Origin of the sequence: Ammoniphilus resinae, from assembly GCF_017873965.1 — a bacterium.
GTDB lineage: Bacteria > Bacillota > Bacilli > Aneurinibacillales > RAOX-1 > Ammoniphilus_A > Ammoniphilus_A resinae.
Genome location: NZ_JAGGKT010000002.1, coordinates 412,709 through 434,540, shown reverse-complemented (window position 1 = coordinate 434,540; position 21,832 = coordinate 412,709). Strand labels below are relative to the sequence as shown.

Annotated in this window: 23 protein-coding genes; 13 read left to right on the top strand and 10 right to left on the bottom strand. The window is 41.3% G+C overall.

Features of this window, described 5'->3' with window-relative positions:
• Positions 1-76 precede the first annotated feature (76 nt).
• A complete protein-coding gene (locus J2Z37_RS06210; RefSeq protein ID WP_209809346.1) occupies positions 77-1,027 on the bottom strand; it encodes a nucleoside recognition domain-containing protein in 951 nt (316 codons plus the stop codon).
• A 254-nt stretch (positions 1,028-1,281) separates the two neighbouring features.
• Here J2Z37_RS06210 and J2Z37_RS06205 point away from each other — a divergent pair, with 254 nt between their 5' ends.
• From J2Z37_RS06205 to J2Z37_RS06185, 5 genes are all read left to right on the top strand, one after another.
• On the top strand, positions 1,282-2,499 hold the full coding sequence (locus J2Z37_RS06205) for an MFS transporter (protein WP_209809345.1): 1,218 nt from the start codon (positions 1,282-1,284) through the stop codon (positions 2,497-2,499).
• A 50-nt stretch (positions 2,500-2,549) separates the two neighbouring features.
• Positions 2,550-3,479: a DMT family transporter gene (locus J2Z37_RS06200; protein ID WP_209809344.1), complete on the top strand. Its 930-nt coding sequence runs from the start codon at positions 2,550-2,552 to the stop codon at positions 3,477-3,479.
• A gap of 167 nt (positions 3,480-3,646) precedes the next feature.
• On the top strand, positions 3,647-4,297 hold the full coding sequence (locus J2Z37_RS06195; RefSeq protein ID WP_209809343.1) for a class I SAM-dependent methyltransferase: 651 nt from the start codon (positions 3,647-3,649) through the stop codon (positions 4,295-4,297).
• Between the two features lie 132 nt (positions 4,298-4,429).
• Entirely contained in the window at positions 4,430-4,804 is a 375-nt protein-coding gene (locus J2Z37_RS06190; protein WP_209809342.1) for a Yip1 family protein, read from the top strand.
• 89 nt (positions 4,805-4,893) lie between these two features.
• Complete coding sequence (locus J2Z37_RS06185; protein ID WP_209809341.1) at positions 4,894-5,037, top strand: hypothetical protein; 144 nt, start codon at positions 4,894-4,896, stop codon at positions 5,035-5,037.
• A 42-nt stretch (positions 5,038-5,079) separates the two neighbouring features.
• Here J2Z37_RS06185 and J2Z37_RS06180 read toward each other — a convergent pair whose 3' ends face one another.
• The 4 genes from J2Z37_RS06180 to J2Z37_RS06165 all read right to left on the bottom strand — a co-directional run bounded on the left by J2Z37_RS06180 (position 5,080) and on the right by J2Z37_RS06165 (position 8,603).
• Positions 5,080-5,589 carry a LytS/YhcK type 5TM receptor domain-containing protein gene (locus J2Z37_RS06180; protein ID WP_209809340.1) on the bottom strand — a complete coding sequence of 170 codons (510 nt, stop codon included), beginning with the start codon at positions 5,587-5,589 and terminating at the stop codon, positions 5,080-5,082.
• Between the two features lie 213 nt (positions 5,590-5,802).
• Positions 5,803-6,603 (bottom strand): enoyl-CoA hydratase, encoded by an 801-nt coding sequence (locus J2Z37_RS06175; protein ID WP_209809339.1) that lies wholly within the window; start codon positions 6,601-6,603, stop codon positions 5,803-5,805.
• A 150-nt stretch (positions 6,604-6,753) separates the two neighbouring features.
• Entirely contained in the window at positions 6,754-7,506 is a 753-nt protein-coding gene (locus J2Z37_RS06170) for a sulfite exporter TauE/SafE family protein (RefSeq protein WP_209809338.1), read from the bottom strand.
• A gap of 149 nt (positions 7,507-7,655) precedes the next feature.
• Positions 7,656-8,603 carry a D-2-hydroxyacid dehydrogenase gene (locus J2Z37_RS06165; RefSeq protein WP_209809337.1) on the bottom strand — a complete coding sequence of 316 codons (948 nt, stop codon included), beginning with the start codon at positions 8,601-8,603 and terminating at the stop codon, positions 7,656-7,658.
• A 260-nt stretch (positions 8,604-8,863) separates the two neighbouring features.
• On the opposite strand from J2Z37_RS06165, the gene cshA reads away from it, so the two are divergent.
• The 3 genes from cshA (at position 8,864) to J2Z37_RS06150 (ending at position 11,634) form a co-directional block, all read left to right on the top strand.
• Positions 8,864-10,345, top strand: coding sequence for a degradosome RNA helicase CshA (gene cshA, locus J2Z37_RS06160; RefSeq protein ID WP_245203631.1), 1,482 nt, complete (start codon positions 8,864-8,866; stop codon positions 10,343-10,345).
• A 189-nt stretch (positions 10,346-10,534) separates the two neighbouring features.
• Positions 10,535-11,140, top strand: coding sequence for a transglutaminase-like domain-containing protein (locus tag J2Z37_RS06155; RefSeq protein WP_209809336.1), 606 nt, complete (start codon positions 10,535-10,537; stop codon positions 11,138-11,140).
• A gap of 68 nt (positions 11,141-11,208) precedes the next feature.
• Positions 11,209-11,634, top strand: coding sequence for a YlbF/YmcA family competence regulator (locus J2Z37_RS06150; RefSeq protein WP_209809335.1), 426 nt, complete (start codon positions 11,209-11,211; stop codon positions 11,632-11,634).
• A 20-nt stretch (positions 11,635-11,654) separates the two neighbouring features.
• On the opposite strand, the gene J2Z37_RS06145 is transcribed toward J2Z37_RS06150, so the two are convergent.
• Positions 11,655-12,053, bottom strand: a complete 399-nt coding sequence (locus tag J2Z37_RS06145; protein ID WP_209809334.1) for a hypothetical protein — start codon at positions 12,051-12,053, stop codon at positions 11,655-11,657.
• A gap of 103 nt (positions 12,054-12,156) precedes the next feature.
• Here J2Z37_RS06145 and J2Z37_RS06140 point away from each other — a divergent pair, with 103 nt between their 5' ends.
• Positions 12,157-13,239 (top strand): mandelate racemase/muconate lactonizing enzyme family protein, encoded by a 1,083-nt coding sequence (locus tag J2Z37_RS06140; RefSeq protein WP_209809333.1) that lies wholly within the window; start codon positions 12,157-12,159, stop codon positions 13,237-13,239.
• Positions 13,240-13,280: 41 nt separating this feature from the next.
• Here J2Z37_RS06140 and J2Z37_RS06135 read toward each other — a convergent pair whose 3' ends face one another.
• Positions 13,281-14,840 carry an ABC-F family ATP-binding cassette domain-containing protein gene (locus J2Z37_RS06135; protein ID WP_209809332.1) on the bottom strand — a complete coding sequence of 520 codons (1,560 nt, stop codon included), beginning with the start codon at positions 14,838-14,840 and terminating at the stop codon, positions 13,281-13,283.
• A gap of 194 nt (positions 14,841-15,034) precedes the next feature.
• Here J2Z37_RS06135 and J2Z37_RS06130 point away from each other — a divergent pair, with 194 nt between their 5' ends.
• From J2Z37_RS06130 to J2Z37_RS06120, 3 genes are all read left to right on the top strand, one after another.
• Positions 15,035-16,204: an LL-diaminopimelate aminotransferase gene (locus J2Z37_RS06130; RefSeq protein ID WP_209809331.1), complete on the top strand. Its 1,170-nt coding sequence runs from the start codon at positions 15,035-15,037 to the stop codon at positions 16,202-16,204.
• 124 nt (positions 16,205-16,328) lie between these two features.
• The gene (locus tag J2Z37_RS06125; RefSeq protein WP_209809330.1) at positions 16,329-16,529 is read left to right on the top strand and encodes a hypothetical protein; all 201 of its coding nucleotides are present in this window, start codon (positions 16,329-16,331) and stop codon (positions 16,527-16,529) included.
• Positions 16,530-16,610: 81 nt separating this feature from the next.
• Positions 16,611-17,033: a YugN family protein gene (locus tag J2Z37_RS06120; RefSeq protein ID WP_209809329.1), complete on the top strand. Its 423-nt coding sequence runs from the start codon at positions 16,611-16,613 to the stop codon at positions 17,031-17,033.
• Between the two features lie 32 nt (positions 17,034-17,065).
• Here the strand turns inward: J2Z37_RS06120 and eno are convergent, their stop codons facing one another.
• Both eno and J2Z37_RS06110 read right to left on the bottom strand, forming a co-directional pair.
• Complete coding sequence (gene eno / locus J2Z37_RS06115; protein ID WP_209809328.1) at positions 17,066-18,349, bottom strand: phosphopyruvate hydratase; 1,284 nt, start codon at positions 18,347-18,349, stop codon at positions 17,066-17,068.
• Entirely contained in the window at positions 18,346-19,359 is a 1,014-nt protein-coding gene (locus J2Z37_RS06110; protein ID WP_209809327.1) for a phosphotransferase family protein, read from the bottom strand. Before J2Z37_RS06110 ends, eno begins: the two co-directional genes overlap by 4 nt.
• Before the next feature lie 191 nt (positions 19,360-19,550).
• Here J2Z37_RS06110 and J2Z37_RS06105 point away from each other — a divergent pair, with 191 nt between their 5' ends.
• A complete protein-coding gene (locus J2Z37_RS06105) occupies positions 19,551-21,086 on the top strand; it encodes a sensor domain-containing diguanylate cyclase (RefSeq protein WP_209809326.1) in 1,536 nt (511 codons plus the stop codon).
• 204 nt (positions 21,087-21,290) lie between these two features.
• On the opposite strand, the gene J2Z37_RS06100 is transcribed toward J2Z37_RS06105, so the two are convergent.
• Positions 21,291-21,830, bottom strand: coding sequence for a cysteine hydrolase family protein (locus tag J2Z37_RS06100; protein WP_209809325.1), 540 nt, complete (start codon positions 21,828-21,830; stop codon positions 21,291-21,293).
• Between the last annotated feature and the right edge of the window lie 2 nt (positions 21,831-21,832).

The following is a 21,832-nucleotide window of genomic DNA, read 5'->3' as shown; positions in this document are numbered from 1 at the left end:
TCTCGGTTTATTTTCCAGCTAAGCAAGGTTTTAGCCGAAATGACAGAAAAGGAGGGATAAGTCATCCCTCCTTTTCTCATGCTTGCCTCTGTATAGGCTTTTTATTAGTACTGCGATCCGCATCAATGCGCGACCAAAACCAGGCAATTCCTGCAGTAACCAAGATGGCGGTGAAAAGACGAATAAGGAGTAATGGTAAAACTGGAATCCCCAAGGGAATAAAAATAAGTGTGTCCTCGATTACTGCGTGACAAGCCACTAAGAAAATGGATACAAGATAAAGATCTTTTTTGGTGAGTCGCTCCTCTTTTGCTGCTTGGATAATGACTCCTGCACCAAATGCTATTCCAAAGATTAACCCTGCCATTAGAGGAACACCGGTTTTTTCAGACACCCCAAGAATGCGGGTGAAAGGTGTCATTTTTTTAGCTAAGATGGGAAGGACCTGCAGGTCCTTTAGAAACTGAATGCCGATCATGATTGGAATGACGATGATAGCGATCTGAAAGATGCCTATCAATGAGCTTTCAATGGCGTGTGTAGTGATAGAAAACCAACCTTCTAGCTGCTGTTGTACAGGAATCATTCCATATTCCGCTATTTCTTGTCCCCCACGCCAGAGCAGATCAATAATCCAAGCGACAACAAATCCTAAGGATAACCGAACAACAACCATGTGCCACGCTTTCACACCAATTTTCGCGGCAATTGCGGATTCCACAAATAGTGAGTGAGAAAAACTCAACATCACAGCAAGGATAAACACTTGTTTTACAGTAAGGGTTAAGGTGAGAATCGCTCCAATTGCGGCGTAGATACTTACTAGGTTGCCAAGGGCAAGCACAATTGCGGCATCTCCGGGTAGGCCAAACAAATTCATAATAGGGGAAAAGATCGCGGTGATCCATCCCATTACTGGCGTATGCTGAAGTAAAGCAACTAGGACTGAGATAGGAAAGATAATTTTCCCTAATTGCCAAGTGGTAAATAATCCCTCTTTCATACCCATTTGGAAAGTCTTTTTCATGTTCTAATCACCCCTCGGTAAGACTAATCTAATTGAATAGCCCCTTACCGAATTGTCCTGAGATAGTTTTGCGCGAATCAACAATGTTCTCCCACTCTCCGGTAAAAAAATTATTTTTAATTTTCCCTTAATCATAGTACAGTAATGTTAAATAGTAAAGCAGGATAAATCATACAATAGGTAGTACTTTTATTACAAAAGGGGAAATCTTGTGAAAGGGAAATTGTTTCATAAAAAAGAAAGTGAGCCGAAGGATGAATAGGAGAGAAGCTACCTCAGGATCTTGGAAGAAGAATTTATGGATTTTGTGGTTTGGAGTTTTATTATCGAGTGCAAGTTATACCATGGTCGTCCCCTTTTTGCCTTTGTTTCTTCTGGATATAGGGGTCACGAAGGAATCGGTCAAGCTTTGGACCGGGGTTATTTTTTCCTCTGCTTTTCTTGTGGGTGCAATCATGGCACCGATCTGGGGAGCACGAGCTGATAAGTCTGGCAAACGAAAGATGGTCATTCGGGCAGGGATCAGCTTGGGTGTTGTCTATCTTTTAACTTCGCTAGTGCGAAACCCATGGGAACTATTAGCTGTTCGTTTATTACAAGGATTTGCCAGTGGTTTTGTTCCTGCATCGATGGCGATTGTGGCAACGACTATCCCGGAGAATAAAATGGGGTGGGGACTAGGAATTATGCAAACCTCTGGAGCAACAGGAACAATTCTTGGACCATTACTCGGTGGGGTCCTTGCTGAGCTGTTCGGAATGCGGATGTCGTTTGTGATTTCTTCATTGGTTATATTAATCGCTACCCTGACTGTTTGGCTTTTTGTTTTTGAGGAAAAATCTTTGTCAAATCATCAACCCACTCATGTCTGGGAAGATATGAAAATGGCCTGGCACAATAAAATCATATTCCGGATGCTGATCTTTTTATTCTTGATTCAAGTCGTCAATATGGCCTTACAACCATTGATTACCCTTTATGTTGCCGAACTTCAGGGAAAACTGGAGGGGGCGGTATTGTCCTCAGGGATCGTATTTTCCCTTACTGGCATTGCGGGAATCCTGGCTGCCCCATACTGGGGAAAAAAGGGCCAGCAGAAAGGGTTTTTTATCATTTTAAGCATATCATTATTGGTCTCGGGGATGGTCAATATGACCCAATATTTTACAACAAATATATGGCAATTTAGCATCATCCAGTTTATCTTTGGTCTATTTATCGCGGGTGCCTTGCCGTCAATCAATGCCATCGTTGTTGAAAATACGGATCCTGATTTTCGAGGGCGTGCCTTTGGTCTAACAACCAGCGCAAACCAGTTAGGAGGGATGATTGGCCCGCTACTTGGTGGGCTGGTCGGTTCTTTTGTCGGAATTGGGTTCGTGTTTGTTGTTACGGGAGTGACCCTCGTTATTTGTGGAGGCTACGTAGCAGGATTAGCTAGAAGGAAGAGAGAAGTTAGAGAAGCAGGCTAATATATTTCACATAGATAAATATCTTTTCACAAAGTGGAGGGGAAATAAGGTTGTTAGAGTCAAGACGAAGTGCTTACCTTTTTGCAACATTTGTCACGATTGCTATGGGACACAATATGGTCTTAATCAAATCGCTCCTTTTTCAGGTGGAACCGCTCGTTTTGACCTATCTTAGGATGGCTTTTTGCGCGATTACTCTAGTTTTATTATCGATCGGCTATGGGTTTACCGTTCCAAAAGGGAAACAACAATGGTTGTATCTGTTTATCGCTAGTTTTTTCGGAATCTTCCTTCATCAAATTACGTTAGCATTGGGATTGGAGCTTTCGCAAGCGGCGAATGGAGCTTTGATTTTAGGATTGAATCCGCTGACGACAACCCTTTTTGCGGCACTATTGTTAAAAGAGCCATTAAGTAAGGGCCATTATATCGGTATTTTCTTAGGATTTGTAGGGATCTTTTCCATTGTTTTCAAAGGTTTTTCCACCTTTTCATTTTCCTTAGGTGATATATGGCTACTGATTTCCATGGCCACACAAGCTTTCAGTTTTATCTACTTCCGCAAGTTGGCTGATACAATGCATGTTGTACAAGTAAATATGTATACGTATTTATTGGGAGCGTTGCTGCTTTCAATTATTCCGTTAACTCAGGATATGAGTTCCGTTTTGACATTTAATGGGTTCATCTGGTTTAAAATCTTTTTGGCTTCGGCTGTCTTGACAGCGCTTGGATTTATCGGTTGGAATATGTGTTTGCATCGGTTGGGAGCAGGAGGCGCCTCTATTTTCTTAAATGTGATTACCATAACAGCAGTTTTTGGCTCTATCGTTTATCTTGGAGAGCCGTTATTAACCCAGCATATTGTTGGTTTCTTATTCATTAGTGCGGGGATCTGGATTTCTACTAGACAAAAACGCTTGAAAGAAACGGAAAGCGTAGAGTTAATCATAAATGAAAGGAATAGCCATTCTAGTTAAAAAAGGCGGCAGCGTGCCGCCTTTTTTGTCTTTTAAAATAAGCAATTGGATAGGAGCGCCTGTTGTTAATGATTTTACAAAAGCCATCTATCCAAATTCCAATAAATATTATAAAATATATAATACCGACCCGAATACTATGGAATTAATCAGGAGGTTTATTGGAAATGGAAAGTCATAACTTTAATGAATTGTTTGATCAATGGGCAAAGGAGTACGATCAGACTGTCTATGATCAACACGGAGAATATAACGAGGTTTTTGAAGATTACGAGGTCATTCTGCAACAAGTGATTGACGGGCTTCCTGCAGCACCTGCGACGATTCTGGAATTTGGTGTAGGGACTGGCAATCTGTCTACTAAATTGATTCAAGCGGGGTATAAAGTAATTGGTGTAGAGCCATCAGAAGAAATGCGTAAAAAGGTCGAGGAAAAAGGATTGCAGCTTGACCTACGCGACGGCACATTTTTGAATATTCCACTTGCTGCGCAAGAGCGGGTAGATGGGATTGTCAGTACTTATGCTTTTCATCATTTAACGCTGCCTGAAAAAGAACAAGCAATCACCTTAATGAAAAGTTTTCTGAATCCCAGAGGACGAATTGTTTTTGCTGATACGGCTTATGAGAATGCCGAGGCGAAAGAAGCTCTGTTTAAAAGAGTGGAAATGCAGGGGAAAATGAATTTAATGTATGATTTAAACAGCGAATACTATGAATTGATTACAGATCTTAAAGAGATCTACGAAAAAAATGGCTTTGTGGTAGATTTCGTTCCATTAAATCGATATGTTTGGCTAAGTTCTGCAAAAATTTAAATGTATTAAAGGAAGAGGCTATGATAAAAAGCCTCTTTTTCTTTTCAAAGATTGATCTAAATCAATTACAAATCACCAAAATCCGCTTAATATAAAGATGTATATAAGCTTCTTGTCAGGGAGGGGGATATGATGAAAGGGATATCGGAACAAAGATCTATTATCGAATTTCCCATGCAGCAAATTCGCTATGAAAAATTAAAAACATATGCTCCTTATTTCCTTGTGGTCTCCATTCTTGCTGCTTTTTCACCGATTGTCTATCTTTATGTTGTCGCCTTCCTTTATTACGAAGTCAACCAATACACCCACCTACTTGGATCTTTTTTGGTGATTACCATTATTTCTTATTTCATCGTGTTCCTTTGCATGTCCTATTTTATCTACCTGACACTACTTAAACGGAGGCTAGACAAGAATCCAAGAAGACGAAATCAACAAAATTACCTCCCATTCAATAACACTTTACCAAGGAGAAAATGTACAAAACCAAAAAGGTTCCAATAACGTAAATATCGTGATACCCATCACAGCCAACTTTGACTAATTTAATTACCATTATAACTATTAAAACTGTATAAAAGGAGTTTGGTACAATGTTATATTATGGTATTGCAGTAGTCGTTTTGGCCATCTTGATCTTAGCGCTAGTTTCAGTTGGAATACTCTCTGGAATGAATGAATTTTATAAATCGGAACAACAAGCGGAGCTAGAACAAGACCTTAAAATAAGGGTTTAATTAAAAAAGAGGATGGAAAAATCAAATCCATCCTCTTTTTTGCTAGACTTTTATATGCGTAGCCTTTATTTTGTATTCATCCCGATGAAATTGAATTAGCTCCATGATGACTAAACCAATACTTGTAGTGGCGCCTTGAACAAAAATAAATCCTAGGACAGTATCCATTTCTTTAAAAAGGTAGGTGAATGGTACGGCAGTTAAAAAGGTGATAAATGCTGAACCCATTGCAATACTGGTAGCCGTATACATTTTTTTTTCTAAAGAAAGCTCATGAAAAGATTGACTAATAAACGGAGCGAAGATAGAAATTAAAGTGATTGCAAATGGATTTAAAAATAGATCTGAATACAAAAAATAATGAAAAACAAAAATACTTAAGACGCCAAGAAATGCAGCGGGATATCCCACATATAAACAACCAAGGATTAATGGGACTTGCCGCAGATCAAATGAAAATTCGAAGGGAAACTCAAAAGAATTTTTCATCAGAAAAAAGGTGGTCAGGGAAGAAAGGGCAATCCATAACCATTTCCTTGTTGTTTTGTTCATGATCCATCACCTGTTTCAATTTATTATCTAAATGATAGCCTGGATTGAGGAACAATGCGTGTGAGGTTCATCACCAATAATGATGACAAAACCGTGACTTTTCCTTTAGGCAGAGGCTGCATCAGGGATGTGATGGGAAATAGCGAGAAATTTTTGCTGTTATCATTAAGAAAGCAAAAACCCGGTGAATTTCTGCACCGGGTTTTTCCTAACTTATTCTCCACGCCATACAGGAGGGCGCTTTTCTACGTATGCTGCAACACCTTCTGCGAAGTCATGGCTTCCATATACCTTTTCAATGATATCCCCGAATGCAGGTAACTGGGACTCATCATGCTGGTCTAGTCTGATCAGGGCTTCTTTTGTTGCACCGATGGTAAGTGGGGCATTCTGGCTAATCTTATCTGCAATCTCTAGAACCTTGGTAAAGAAGCCTTCTTCTTCGTAAATAGCGGTCAGGAATCCGATGTTGGATGCCTCTTCGGCTGATACTAAACGGCCAGTGTAGAGCATTTCTTTGGTACGCATCGCTCCAAATTCCTTTACAAGGCGCTGGTAGTTGGTCATACTAAGGCAATTACCGAGCGTGCGGGACATCGGTGCACCGAATCGTGCTTTTGGAGCTGCGTAGCGCAAATCACATCCCACAGAGATCATCATCCCGCCGCCAACGGCATAGCCTTGTACCGCTGCAATGGTCGGCTTAGGGAATTTAAATAACAAATCCATAATTTTGTCGATTCGCTTTTCGTAGTTAATGCCATCTTGTCCTGTAAAACCCTTGAATTGGCTAATATCTGTTCCAGCTGCTAAAGCCTTTTCACCTTCCCCGCGAATGACCAGAACGCGAACATTTGGATCTTCAGCAAGGTTTTTTAAATGTTCCTCTAATTGTTGGTACATTTCCCATGTCATTGCATTTAATGCACTAGCCCGTGACAAAGTCAACTGAGCCACTTTTTCAAATCGGTCCAAAACAATGGTTCCTGCATCACGTGTATTCGTTTCCGACAAGTCTATCCCTCCGATAATTGAAATTAAATTAACCTGTTTCTTTTATTAAAAGAGAGGCATTAATTTAATCATAAGATAATTCCTAAAATTAATCAATTAAGGAATATTTACACGAGAAAAAAGGGGTACCGTGAAGGTACCCCTTTATCATCAACTACCTAATAGAAGTAGACCGCTTAACAACGGTGTAGTGATCATGGCAAAACGAAGCACGAAGGTAGGTGCGATATTGGTAAACTTTGCTCCAATATAGGAACCGATCATTGTTCCGCATACCACCTTAATTAGTAAAGGGATATCCAAATATCCCGCTTGATTGTATCCAATCGCACCAAAAAGGGCAATTGGCAATATAATCATCATTGTTGTCCCCGAAACCTTTTGTAAAGAACTACCCATAAATAAGAGAAGTGCCAATTGAATAAATGGAGTAGAGCCAATGCCAAAGGTTCCAGACATTAAACCAGTGACTATTCCTATTCCTACTGCTTTGATGAGAAACAATGGTACAGGCGTCGAGTTTTCAACTGAAATTTGCTTGGAAAAGCGCGCTGAACGGGTACGAAGCCATATTAAACAAGAAGACAAGACAAGCATAGAGGCTGTCAGCCAAATTAATTGTGAGGCTGGGATAAGATGTGCGATCCCTGTTCCGACATAAGCGCCCAATGCACCGAACAGACCGGTTGTAAGCCCAACTCGAAGGTCAACATTTCCTTCCCGGTAGTGACTGATTGTTCCAGAAATCATCGTCAAAAACATGGCTGCCATGGCAGTAGCCAGAGCTGTGTGAACAGGAATGTGAAAAAAGGTAATTAAAATGGCAATAATAAATCCCGATCCACCAGCTCCCACAAAGCCGAGAATCGTTCCCATCGCAAACATAACTGTAAAAATGGACATTACATTTTTCCACTTCCCTAATCCTATCTATAAATCTATTTTATTTATAAATTAAAGCTAATACGATGATCCATATTTGTCAAGGAATGGAGCAAACCAAATCCATAAAGAAAGGTGGTTATCCATAAGGATGACCACCTCCATAAGATCTAATAACCAAACTCTCTACGTACAACCCCTTGCAAAGGTTTTCCTTCCACATATTTTTGCAGATTTTGGACAAAGAATTGACCGACACCTTCTGGTGTGCTTGGCCCCGATAAATGTGGGGTGACCAGCACATTCGGCATCGTCCAAAAAGGATGCTGTATGGGGAGGGGTTCTTTTTCAAATACATCTAAAACCACTGCCTTTAGATGTCCTTCTTGCAGGATTTCAATTAGATCGGATTCTTTCACGAGTGCCCCACGCCCCACATTGATGAGGGTAGCATCAGGTTTCATGGAAAGAAGCACTTCTCGATTGACAGACCAACGAGTTTGTTCAGTTAATGGCAAAGTAAGAACCAAGTAGTCCAACTCCTGAACAAAGGATTTCCATTGATCAGGGCCAAAGTGATGATCCACGCGGTCTGCTTTTGCCCCTGACATACTAAGTCCAAAAACTTCCATATCGAATGCTCGGGCTTTTCGTACGATTTCGAGACCAACACTGCCTAAACCAGCCACTCCGATTTTCTTCCCAGATAATAATTGAGCATGAAAAGGTGTCCATTGACGTTTGGCTTGTTCTTCGCGTGTTCTGGCGATGTCATTTGCCAGGTACAGCATATATCCAAATACAAATTCAGAAATGGGTGTTCCAAATTGATCGACAATGCGTGTAATTTGAATGTCATTGGGAATGGAAGGATGTTTGACAAGATCATCAACACCTGCACCCATGGATTGAATCCATTTTACCGAGGAAGCCTCAGGAGTTTCCAATAACTCTAAAGGGAACTGCCAGCACAAAATCACTTCTGTGGTAGGAAGTTGGCTTTTGGCTTCTTCTAACGTAGAGGCGGTGTAAATATTTGTAATACCCTGTTTTTCAATAATTTCCTTATAATATTCCACTTCGTCAGGCCGATAGACTAAGATCTTTGGACTATGCATGTTACATGCCCCTTTCCTATCCTATGTATTCCTGACCATTTTAAATGAGTTTTGAAGTTTGGACAATTGCAAAGTTTCATAATCACACATTTGGGAAATCCATCTTTATTTGCATTTTATCTCTAAAAATGGTATTCTTATCGTTATTCGATTCTGTCCGGGAGAAAACAAGGGGAATTCCGAAGTGGAATAAACCCCCTTTTTTTGTGGACTCTAAAGATAAAGATAAAAATGAAATAGTAAATAAGGAGTTGGAAATTTTGACCACCTTTTCTGAATTTGGCCTCCATCATCAGATTGTACGTGCATTGGGTGATATGGGCTTTGAAGAAGCTTCGCCAATCCAAGACCAAACCATTCCCATCGCTTTAAAAGGTAAGGACCTTATCGGGCAAGCACAGACAGGTACAGGGAAAACAGCAGCATTTGGGATTCCCTTATTAGAGCGTGTAGACGTAGAAGAAGAACATATACAAGCTGTTGTACTTGCTCCCACAAGGGAATTGGCAGTACAAGTTGCCGAGGAAATCAATAGGATCGCACAATATCTAGATGTGCGAGCCCTTCCTATATATGGCGGACAAGATATCGATCGGCAGATTAGAGCATTAAAGAAAAGACCGCAAATAATTGTGGCTACTCCAGGGCGTTTTATGGATCATATGCGCCGCAAAACAATTCGTTTGCAACACATCAAAATGGTTGTGCTGGATGAAGCAGATGAAATGCTGAATATGGGTTTTATTGATGATATTAAGATGATTTTGCAGGAGATCCCAGATGAGCGGCAAACTCTATTGTTTTCTGCGACAATGCCAAAGCCAATTAAAGAAATTGCACAGAAATTTATGAAGGAACCAGCGATTGTTTCCATTAAGCCAAAGGAAGTTACAGTCCCTAATATTGCGCAGCAATATATGGAAATGCCGGAGAAACAAAAGTTTGATGTGCTTTGTCGTTTGTTAGATATTCATTCACCAGAGCTTGCCATTATTTTTGGAAGAACCAAGCGTCGCGTTGACGAATTATCGGAAGCACTTAATAAACGCGGGTATGCAGCGGAAGGTTTGCATGGGGACTTGAATCAAGCTAAAAGAGATACAGTATTGCGCCGCTTTAAGGAGGGAACCATCGAAGTTTTAGTGGCAACTGATGTAGCAGCCAGAGGGCTTGATATAAGTGGCGTCACACATGTCTATAATTTTGACATTCCACAGGATTCGGAAAGCTATGTTCATCGCATCGGTCGAACAGGGCGTGCCGGGAAGACCGGGATGGCGATTACTTTCGTCACGCCAAGAGAAATTGATCATTTGAAGATGATCGAAAAGGTAACCAACCGAAAGATGGAGCGTAAACCGATTCCAACGCGTTCTGAGGCTTTAGAGGGCCAACAGCGCATCACAATAGATAAGATCATGGGAATAATCGAAGATGGCCAATATCATACCTATAAAACATTGGCAGAACAACTGCTTGATGAAACAGATTCGGTAACATTACTTTCTGCTGCCTTAAAATTGTTGACGAAGGAACCTGATTCGACCCCTGTCAAATTAACGGAAGAAGCCCCATTGCGTATGAAAAAGAGAAAGATCGAGGTTGACCGCAAAGGGGATCGTGGCTATTCTAACCGTGGTTCGAAAGGGGATCAGCGGAATAGAAGGAAACCGGCTGGATCAGGAGGAATGCGCTCCAATCGGAAAAAGGAATCCTCCCACACTGGAAACAGATATACCTAAAATTGCTTTATTTTATATAGAGGCTATCCCAATGGGATGGCCTTTTTGTGATGTATCTCACCGATCGTTTTCACATAGCCTTACTATAATAGAATGGAAGAAATGAACTTTCATAGGGGAGTAGGTTGTGATGAAATTCACTTGGGAGGGAAAGTAAGGTTGCAGGAACGTTAAAAGGAGGAAGATAACGTGGGTTTAACTCTTCGGTCAAAGGAAATGTCCCGTTTTTTGGAGCAATCAGATATTATTAATTTTTATCATCCTATAATCAAACAAAAAATCGATGAAATTGTGGGGATCGCGGCTGCTGATGAGGAAAGGGCAAGACTTGCTTTTCAATTTGTGAGGGATGTGATTCAACATTCGTTTGATTTAAAAAGTAAAACTGTGACTATTACAGCTTCTGAAACGTTGGAGAAGGGGGAAGGGATTTGTTTTGCTAAAGCACATCTTCTTGCTGCACTTCTTAGAGGTATGGGAATTCCTGCAGGATTTTGCTACCAGAGAGTTACTCGTCTTGGAACACCAGATTCCGGCTATGCTTTGCATGGGTTAAATGCCGTATATCTGGCGGGGCGGGACAATTGGTTCAGGGTTGACCCGCGGGGAAACAAACCCGGTGTAAAATCTGAATTTAGTATTGAAACAGAGCAATTGGCGTACCCAATTCGTGGTGAGTTGGGGGAAGTAGATTATCTTGAGGTGTATCCGACACCACTTGACCCTGTAATCAAGACGATGAAGGAAGCTAGGGATTGTGATGAACTTTTTTATATGAGACCAGAAAAAATATGACATCAATCACTACTTTTTCCTTGGAAAAGTGCTATCCTTAAGGTAAATGACATAACTGGAGGGTTTGAATGAGACCGAAATTAGATATGGACGTCATCAATGCCAAGATGGAAGATTTATGTCGGGAGGTTATAAACCAGCCCGCTTTTGCCGAATTCAAGCAAATGATCGAGGAGTTCCTAATGAACGACCAGGCACTTGAACAGTACAATAGTTTGGTAGACAGACAGCGAATGCTGCATCAAAAACAACATCAAGGACTTCGTCTAACACAGCAGGAAATCGATGATTTCGAAGAAGAACGTTTCCAGCTTTATGAAAATCCGATCACTAGGGATTTTATGTACGCTCAACAGGAATTAGGTACAATCCAAAAGACCTTAACAAAATATGTGACAAAAACAATTGAATTAGGACGCCTTCCTGAGGAAAGTGATTTAGATGAGGGAGGTTGCGGTTGCGGCGGTGGCGGCTGTGGCTGTGGAGGACATTAAGGAAAAGCTGACCGATGAGGTCAGCTTTTTACTTGCTCACAATGCTCATGATAAAGTGCCGTGATCATCCCGTAAAAAGCAAAATAAAATTCCTCGGGTGCAATGAGTCGAAAATGTCCTACTTCCTCGCAATCGAATTGAAGAGCAGTTTCAAGTAGCTTATATGTGGAATACGCATAGAAACAAAAGTATTTATAATCAAATTTAGGCATCTTCTCAAAAATGACGGCAATTTCATCTTTATACATGTCAATGTTTTTCACGGCTTCTTTAGTGATGACATGTAGGTCGTCTAATGTTGCTTCGAGGATTAATTCATTTTTTTCAATGCGTGCAGTAGCCATCTGGACCATCCCACCTTTTCCAAGTTTATATTTCAAATTATAGTGATAATCAATCTCAACATCTGTGATGTTCATCACGCTTTGAATCTAAATCCACAAGAGAGAAGGAATATCCATAAACCTTATCGAAAACTTAAAGTAGTACAAATTGCAAGACTACACCACAGGAGGTTCTTAGATGAAAATTACTGATATTCGCACTACCCTTGTTTCTGTCCCATTCCCGAAACCGATCGCGGTTTCAACGTTTACTTTACGAAACAGGGATGTAGTCATTGTGGAAGTGGATACGGATGAAGGGATTACGGGAACGGGATATATGTTAACACTAGGCAGGGGGATCCATGCCCTTAAAGCGGTAGTTGATCACGAGATTAAAGATTTGGTGATTGGCGAAGATCCGATTTACCGACAAAAGATTTGGAAGAAGCTGTGGTGGGGGTTAAATTTTATTGGGAGAAAAGGCGCTGCGGTTTATGCGATATCTGCCATAGATGAAGCCCTTTGGGACATCGCAGGAAAGGCAACCGGTCAATCGATCCAGCAGATGCTTGGAGCCTATACCGATCGGGTGGAGGCTTATGGAGGAGGAGGATGGCTCTCCTATTCTGTAGAGGAGATTTTGCAAGAAGCTCATAATTATTTGGAACAAGGATTCTCCGCTTATAAAATGAGGGTGGGTCTGCCGAATTGGCGTGAGGATGTCAAAAGGGTAAAGGCTGTTCGTGATACCTTCGGCGATCGGCTAGAGGTCATGGTGGATGCGAATCAAGGGTTGGATGTAGCAACAGCGGTTATCTTGGGACGAGAATTGGAGCAACAGGGCGTATTTTGGTATGAAGAGCCAGTGCATGCCGATGATATCAGTGGATTGGCGCAAATTGCCAAAACTTTAGATATGAGAGTGACTACGGGGGAAACAGAATACGGCCGCTTTGGGTTTAAGGACTTGATTCTGCAGCAGGCAGCCGATGTGTTGCAAATTGATGTGCAACGGGTTGGTGGGATTACGGAATGGATGCGTGTAGCAAACACTGCAGACACTTGGGGAATTAAGGTCACGCCACATTTGTTCTGGGAATTGTCCGTGCAAATGTGCTGTGCTGTCCCGAATGCAATCTATATCGAATATATGAACTGGCTGGATGATTTCTTTGAAGAACTTCCTGTCTTAAAAAATGGACAGGTTCATGTATGGGACAAACCTGGACACGGACTTGTATTTAGAGAGGACATCAAAAAACACTATAAAAAATTCTAAACAAAGAAAAGAGGGCTGGATTCCCAGTCCTCTTCAATAAACTAACGAACTTGTTTCTGCTCTGACCATTCTTCAACGTTCCACACTTTTGTTACCCAGTCCTGATAAAATTCTGGCTCGTGGCAAACAAGTAAAACAGTGCCCTTATATTCTTTTAATGCACGTTTTAGTTCCTCTTTAGCCACTACATCAAGGTGGTTGGTGGGTTCATCGAATAAAAGCCAATTACTTTCTCGCATCAATAGTTTGCATAAGCGGACTTTAGCCTGCTCTCCTCCGCTTAATTGATTCAAGGGACGATTAATATGTTCGTTCTTTAGCCCACAGCGGGCCAAGGCACCTCGTACCTGATGTTGGTCCAAATGGCGATACTCATTCCATACATCGTCCAAAGGAGTAATTCCACCGACCTTTACTTCCTGTTCAAAATACGCCGGAAAAAGGAAATCTCCCAAATACGTTGTTCCACTCCAAGGTTTAACCTTGCCAAGAATTGTTTTTAATAGGGTGGATTTCCCTACGCCGTTGCAACCAACGATGGCAATTTTGTCCCCGCGTTCGATGCTAATATTCATCTTAGGCAACAGGGAAGAGGTGTAGCCAATTTCCATTTCCTCTGCCTCAAAGACGATCTTTCCACTAGAACGCGCCTCTAAAAATTGGAAGGTAGGCTTCGCAGCAGTTTCCGGTCGATCCATTCGATCCATTCGATCGAGTTGTTTTTGACGACTTTTCGCTCTTCCAGAGGTGGAATAGCGAGCCTTATTTCGTTGAATAAAATCCTCTTGTTTTTTGATAAACTCCTGTTGCTTTTCGTAGGCGTCAATATGCTGCTGTTTGTTAATATCTGCCATTTCTAGGAACTTCTCATAATTAGCCTTATAACGTGTCAACTTGGAAAACTCCAAGTGGTAAATGACATCGACAACCTGATTCATAAATTCTGTATCGTGTGAGATCAGAAGAAAGGCATAGGGATATTCTTTCAAATAATTTGTTAGCCAGCCAATATGCTCAACATCTAGATAGTTGGTTGGTTCGTCTAAAAGCAGGACTTGTGGTTTCTCCAACAATAGTTTGGCGAGTAATACCTTGGTTCGCTGTCCACCGCTAAGTGCGGCAACATCACGATCCAGTCCAATGGCGTCCAAGCCAAGTCCGTTCGCCATCTCTTCAACTTTTACATCCAGCATATAGAATCCGCTGGCATCTAGACGTTCTTGGATGTCGCCCATTTCCTCAAGCAGAACTTCAAGTTGGTCCGGATCAGCGTCTGCCATTTTCTCCGAGATGACCATTAATTCTTTTTCCGATTCAAACAGCGGTAAAAAGGCATCTCGCAAAATATCACGGATGGTTTTTCCGGGAGTTAATTTCGTGTGTTGATCCAAGTAACCATATTGGACACGTGGAGTCCATTCGACCTTACCGCTATCGCGCACAATTTGTCCTGTAATGATATTCATTAGCGTAGATTTCCCCACGCCATTGGCACCTACCAATCCAACATGCTCTCCCGCCAGCAGGCGAAAAGATACATTTTTAAACAGAACTCGATCACCAAAACTGTGACTGAGGTCTTCGACAGTTAAAAGACTCATGTTTTGCTCGTTCCTCCTGTGGATCTGCTTTTCATATAAATATCATCATACCTGATCATCAAGAGCTTCGTAAAGTTCTCATTTGAAACAATGGCTATATAAAATTTCCAAAAGGATATATAAAAAATAATGGGAAGTGACTATAATTAGAATCGAGGGAAAAATAGAATAATTTATATCGAGGGGGAAAAAAATTGGTATCGTTTAAATCAAAGCGGCTAGAGCAAATCCCACCCTATTTGTTTGCACAAATAAATAAAAAGAAAGCAGAATTAATCAAATCTGGGATAAATGTGATTGACTTGGGGATCGGCGATCCAGACTTGCCGACTCCTAAACACATTGTTGAAAAGCTTGTGGAAGAAATGAATAATCCGGCAAACTTTCGTTATCCGGATTACTCCGGATGTCGGGAATTCAGGGAGGCTGTGGCCGATTTTTATAGAAGACAATATCAAGTGGAATTGGATCCAGAGACAGAAGTCCTTGCTTTAATTGGATCAAAGGAAGGGATCGCCCATCTTATTCCAGCAATGATTGATCCAGAGGATTTCGTGCTTATTCCAGATCCCTCTTATTCTGTTTATCGAATGGCTACTTTATTGGCCAATGGGAAGCCACATATGATGCCTTTAAAGGAAGAAAATAATTTTCAGCCGGTTTTTGACGATATTCCGGAAGATGTACTTAAACGGGCTAAATTGATGTTTTTAAATTACCCAGGGAATCCAACTGCAGCAACTGTTGATCTCCCATTTTTTCAGCAAGCCGTTACTTTTGCCCGAGAACATCAGGTGCCCATTGCCCATGATTCTGCTTATAACATGGTAACATTTGACGGGTATAAGGCCCCGAGCATTCTTCAGGTTAAAGGTGCTAAGGATATAGCAGTTGAATTTGGGTCTCTTTCGAAAACATACAATATGACGGGATGGAGAATCGGGTATGTAGTCGGAAACAGGGAGATGTTAAAATCTTTATCGATTGTTAAAGGAAATACAGATACGGGTCAATTTATACCTATTCAGAAAGCTGCTGCTTTCGCTTTGCAGAGCAATCAAACTTGTATTGCCACGCATAACTTGATTTATCAGGAGCGGATGGAAGCCGTACTAAGAGCCTTGCAGACCATCGGTATTGTTGCAAATCAACCAAAAGCCAGTTTCTTTATCTGGGCATCTGTCCCCAAAGGATTCACTTCCGCTGATTTTGTCAATCGGATTTTAGAACAAACCGGAGTCATTGTTACGCCTGGAACAGCCTTCGGACCGAACGGCGAGGGCTATTTCCGAATTTCATTATCTGTTCCCACGCAGCAATTAAACGAGGCGATCGATCGGATTAAGGAAAAAATAAAGTTGTAGTGATCTTGTTTCCCCCTGCCATATTTCAGATTATTGCGAATGAATTGGATTTACGCACAGAGGCTGGAAAAAAAAGATTAGATGATTTACAATGCAATAGAATACTTCTTTCCTAGGGGGAAATATGAATACAGTTGATTTGTCCCAATTGAGTGGGGGATTATTTATTCTCAGCTCGCTGTTCTTTTTGGAGATTGGGGGACTTGTCAGTTATGCCGTTCTTCAATTTGTTAAGCACCGTAAACATAAGGCGATCATATCACTTGTATTAGCCATAATAAGTATGATTGCATTTATTTACATTTTAAACACTTGGTATCTTTAAGCTCTATCTGTGATCAAAAACACAGATGTCTTTTTGTGACCCTGATAGAGTTAAAAGTGTAGAGGAGAAGGGGGAAATAACATGAAGAAAATAGAAACGAATTTGGTAGGAATGGAATTTGATTTTGAAGATTTGGAAGAAATTTTGTTAAACAACGGTTTTAACCGCGGGGCGATGTGGGATTGGCATTATGCAGCTTATGACTTTCCGATCAACTCCTCGAAATTGGACTATTATACCTATCTTCGAATTAGCGTGAATTCTGTTTCAGGTAGAATCGAAGAATCAGGCAGCAGAGTAAAAATTGCCGATGTGATCATTACTGAAGCGAAATATCATAGCGGTTTACATTTAGACAAGGAAGTACTTCAAAAAGACATGAAAACAGCCTTGAATACCATGGATAAGGTCGCAAAAGACCTACAGGTATCTGTAGAGTTTAATGCACGTCAAGCGAAAGACGATGAAAAAGCACAATATGTTGGTACAAGAAAGAAACACTAGAAATAAAAGGTGACCGAAAGGTCACCTTTTCATTAACTCAGGATATTTTTGAAAACTTCTCTTCTGGCAAAAATCCCGCTTTCCCCAAGTTCTTCTTCGATCCGCAGCAACTCATTATATTTTGCCAGACGCTCGCTTCGAGCAATGGATCCTACTTTAATTTGGCCTGCATTTGTCGCTAGACATAAATCAACCATCGTGGTATCCTCAGTTTCCCCTGACCGGGCGGACACAACTGGCAGATATCCGGCTTTTTTCGTTTCCTCGATGGCGTCAAGGGTTTCTGTCAAGGTTCCGATCTGATTCATTTTAATTAGAACAGAGTTACAAACACCGAGTTCAACACCTTTTTGAATTCGCTGAATGTTAGTCGTAAACAGGTCATCCCCGATTAGTTGGATACGTTGGCCCAACCGATTGCTGACAAGCTCCCAACCGCTCCAATCGTCTTCTGCACAGCAATCTTCCATAGAAATAATGGGATATTTATCTACCCAGCTTTCAAGAATATCGACAAACTCTTCGGTTGTCATTTCTTTATTTTCGGCAGCAAAGTGATATTTTTGGTCTTTGTAGAAATGGGAAGACGCCACATCAAGGGCAATGGCTACATCCTGACCGGGGATGTAGTTTGCGTACTGGATACCTTGGGTTAGAATCTGCATCGCTTGTTCATTCGATGAAAACCTTGGCCAGAACCCTCCTTCGTCAGAGACAGAGATATCTAAGTTATGTTCGTGATACACTTTTTTCGTTGCATTATACACATTATAGGTCATTTCCATGGCCTGACTAAAAGACCCTGCTCCGACCGGTATCACCAAGAAATCCTGCAGGTCGATTACGGAGTCGGCATGTAGTCCTCCTCCGATGATTTGAATCATCGGCATGGGGAGAAGATGTGCCTGTGCCCCGCCTAGATACCGGTATAATGGCATTTTCAATTGATTAGCACATGCTTTAGCAGCAGCCATTGAGATCCCCAATATTGCGTTTGCTCCTAATCGGCTTTTATTTTCCGTTCCATCCAATAGAATCATTCGATTATCCAATGCTCTTTGATCACTAGCGTCCATACCGATCAATTGTGGGGCCAAAATATCCTTTACATTGGTTACCGCCTGAAATACGGATTTTCCCATATAGCGGGAAGGGTCCTGATCACGTAGTTCTAATGCTTCGTAAATACCCGTAGAAGCACCTGAGGGAACAATAGCACGCCCCATAGCACCTGATTGAAGAATGACATCTACTTCGACAGTAGGATTACTTCTTGAATCAAAAACTTGTCTCGCTCGTATTTCTGCTATTTTCATTGGTTTACACTCCTTGTTTTTTGTTCGTATAATTGGCTAAGCTCGTGTAACGTCTTAATGTTACTTTCTAGCACTTCGTAACTAAATTTACGAATCCATATCCGATCTGCCTCCGAAGTAATATATTCAGCAGGTGATTTTCCATCGACTCGGGCCAAGAATAATAAAGCCAATTGGCGAATGGTGGATTCTTCAAGGTCCTTCCTGGAGAAGTTGGGGGTGTGGCGGAAATATTCTTCTAATACCAAAACCATCATATTTAGGTAGCTTTCTTTGTATCTTTTGTTTTTTACACTTTTCAGCAACAAATGGTTTAAAAGAAAACCGATATCAAAGGACGGATCCCCAAAATGGGCCACCTCAAAATCTAATAGAGTGATTCTTGGCCCATCGACTAGAATGTTTTTGGGGCTGAAATCGCCTGAAACTAAGCATTGACTCGTTGCTAAACACTGTTCTGACACGTCATCAATAATTCGATTTAGCATGGGATGTTTTCCCTTTAAATGTCGATAGTAAGGATTGATGCGTAATTGGGTAAAGATCTCCTTATTGGAAAAGCGGTCTCGAATATTGGGCTCATTTGCAGATAGAGAATGGATGGCAGCAAGCGACTTGGCCACAGCCTCGGCAACCCTGAAGTCCAAAAGCCCGTCCAATAGATGGTTCTTCCAAGTTCCTGGTGCGGAAATAAACTCCATGATATAAATCAAATTTTTCTCATCTTCATGGATCAATTGAGGCACATGTCCAGGAACGAGATGATTTAACCATTTTAAGCAATCTTTTTCTGTGATAATTCTTCTGACATCCGCAAACCAATCCTCTTTAACGTTAAGTCTAGGCAGGGCTTGTTTAAGCACATAAGATTCCCGCTCTGTACCAATCTTTAATACCGTATTGGAAACGCCTCCTCGAAGGAATTCAATAACACAGCTGGACCCTTCGTCAACGATAGCGTTACCCACTAGGTATTCCCTTATCTCGTTATAATTTTGGACATTAAGCATGAAGTTCCTCCACGGCAGTCAGAGTATTAATAATTTACTAGTATTATAAAATAATAAATAAACAATTTCTATGAAAAGCAAAATATTTCTATTTTTTCCTCTGCCTAATAAAGACAGAATGAAATAGAATAAGGTATACTTATACTATAGTTTCAAATATTTGGTATTTTTGAAGGAAGGAGGAAGATTCCATGTTTCATCGTCTTTCTCTTCGTTTCGTGATTATTTCTTTTGTCACCATTGTTATGGTCTGCATGACTCTCATTCATATGATAGTTGGCTATCAAGTGACCCGAAAATCTATCATACAGAACACATTACATATGAACGAGGCCTATGCTGCGAAGTTAGCCCTTGTTACGGATTCGCTGTTGCGTTCATCACAGCATACCTTGCTAATCACTGCAAGACAACTTGCCGAACATATGGACGATAAATTTTTTCTCGATAGTGAATTAAAAAACCTAATTCGGATGAACAACACCTTTCACAGTTTGCTTGTAGCGGATACGAACGGTCGCATCCTGCGGACGGTTCCCTATGCTGGAATGAAAGGGGAGCAATCTCTCGCTAAGGAAATGAACTCTGTTCTGCAGGAAGAAGAGCCCTATATATCGCAGCCTTTTCAATCTATTCAAGGGAAGATGTTCATTTTTATTTCTATACCAATAACCGATCTCAATGGAAAGAGGGTTGGAGTGGTAGGCGGGACGATCAATTTACAAGAACCCAATTTTCTATACCAGGTTTTAGGCCAGCATTTTTATAAAGACGGTTCTTTTGTCTATGTTGTCGACAACCAGGGGCATTTGATCTACCACCCAAAGGTAGAAATTTTAGGGGAAGATGTCTCATCAAACACAGCTGTGAAGAAAATTCTGAAAGGAGAAAGCGGCTCTCAACGGGTGATCCATAATGGTGGGATCGATGTGTTAACGGGATATGCGACAGTACCTGTAAATGGATGGGGAGTCATATCACAAACACCAACAGAAATAGCGCTAAAGCCCACCTGGACATTATTAAAAGAAATGATCTTAACCCAACTTCCTTTTTTCGTCTGCCTTCTCTTGTTGTCATGGTGGATTTCTAATCAGATTTATCGTCCTCTACGTAGACTTAGTGTGTATGCTTCGCATTTACTTAATGGAAATTCAGCTACCCGTATCCCGGAAGTTCCCTATTTTTATAAGGAATTAAAGGAATTGCATGATATTATGACACACCATCTTCGCAGACGGGTGGACCACTTAATCTATGAGGCACAGACCGATCAATTGACAGGCTTAATTAATCGGCGAACGATGCACAAACAAATGGAATTATGGGTGGAGCAAGGAATTTCGTTTTCACTTGTTTTACTTGATATTGATTTCTTCAAAAAAATCAATGATACATACGGACATCAAATGGGGGACCATGTCCTTCAATTTTTAGCACACCTTATGAAGGAGGAGGTTCGAGCGGGTGATTTATGTTGCAGATTAGGGGGAGAAGAATTCATCATTCTTCTCCCTAAAACGGATTTAGTAGGGGCTAGAAACTTTGCAGAACGTTTGCGTGATCGGTTGGAAAATTCTCCTTCGCCCACGGGGGTTCCTATTACTGTATCAATCGGGTTAGCCGCTTATCCGCAGTCGGCAGCATCCATCGATCTATTATTAGTTGCTGCTGATGAGGCACTTTATCGGGCGAAAAATCAGGGGAGAAACCAGACTGTGATGTAACATAATTTTTATTATGTAAACAAAAAGTCTGGAAATTGGATATAACGGAGAATGACTAGCTTAAATCGCACCGCCATAGTCGATAATAGGTCTGAATTGGCATTGATCAGCAGCATACGGCGACAATAAGGGGCCCACCCGCACTCGGAGAGAACAGGTGAGCGGGGCGGGCTAAAAAGCCTTCCTAATAATAGCCTTCTTTAATTAAACAACTTCCGTATGAAAACAGGTTTTCATATGTTCCAGGAATAATTCTTGTTGTTCAGTAAAGGTAGCCACACCTTGGCGATGAATAACTGTCTGAAAACCGCAAGCATCCGCACCCGCGATCGTCAAAAAGTCACAGATATCGGTGCAAACGCCAACTACGTGAACCTTTTGAATACCTCGAGAACAAAGCTGTTCCTCCAAATCCGTGCGGAAAAAAGCATTATAATTTTCTTTAGGAATATAGAGGACGTTCTGTTCGTCTTGGTGGCGTTCAAACCAATCCTGCAATTCCCCATAAAGCTTCGAGCCCCAAGTTCCCACAACATTATGCACGGGCCACCGGGTAAAATGGAGGTCATCCGGTTGATGGGCGTCCATACAAACCGCGACAACACCACCATTCTGCAAAAAACGATTGGCTTGTTCCAAAATGTAAGAGGCTATACTCTGGGCTGGTTTCCCTACGCTAAGTCCACCTTGATCATCTACAAAGTCATTGCTCATGTCCACAATCAGTAGTGCCTCCTGCTTCACGC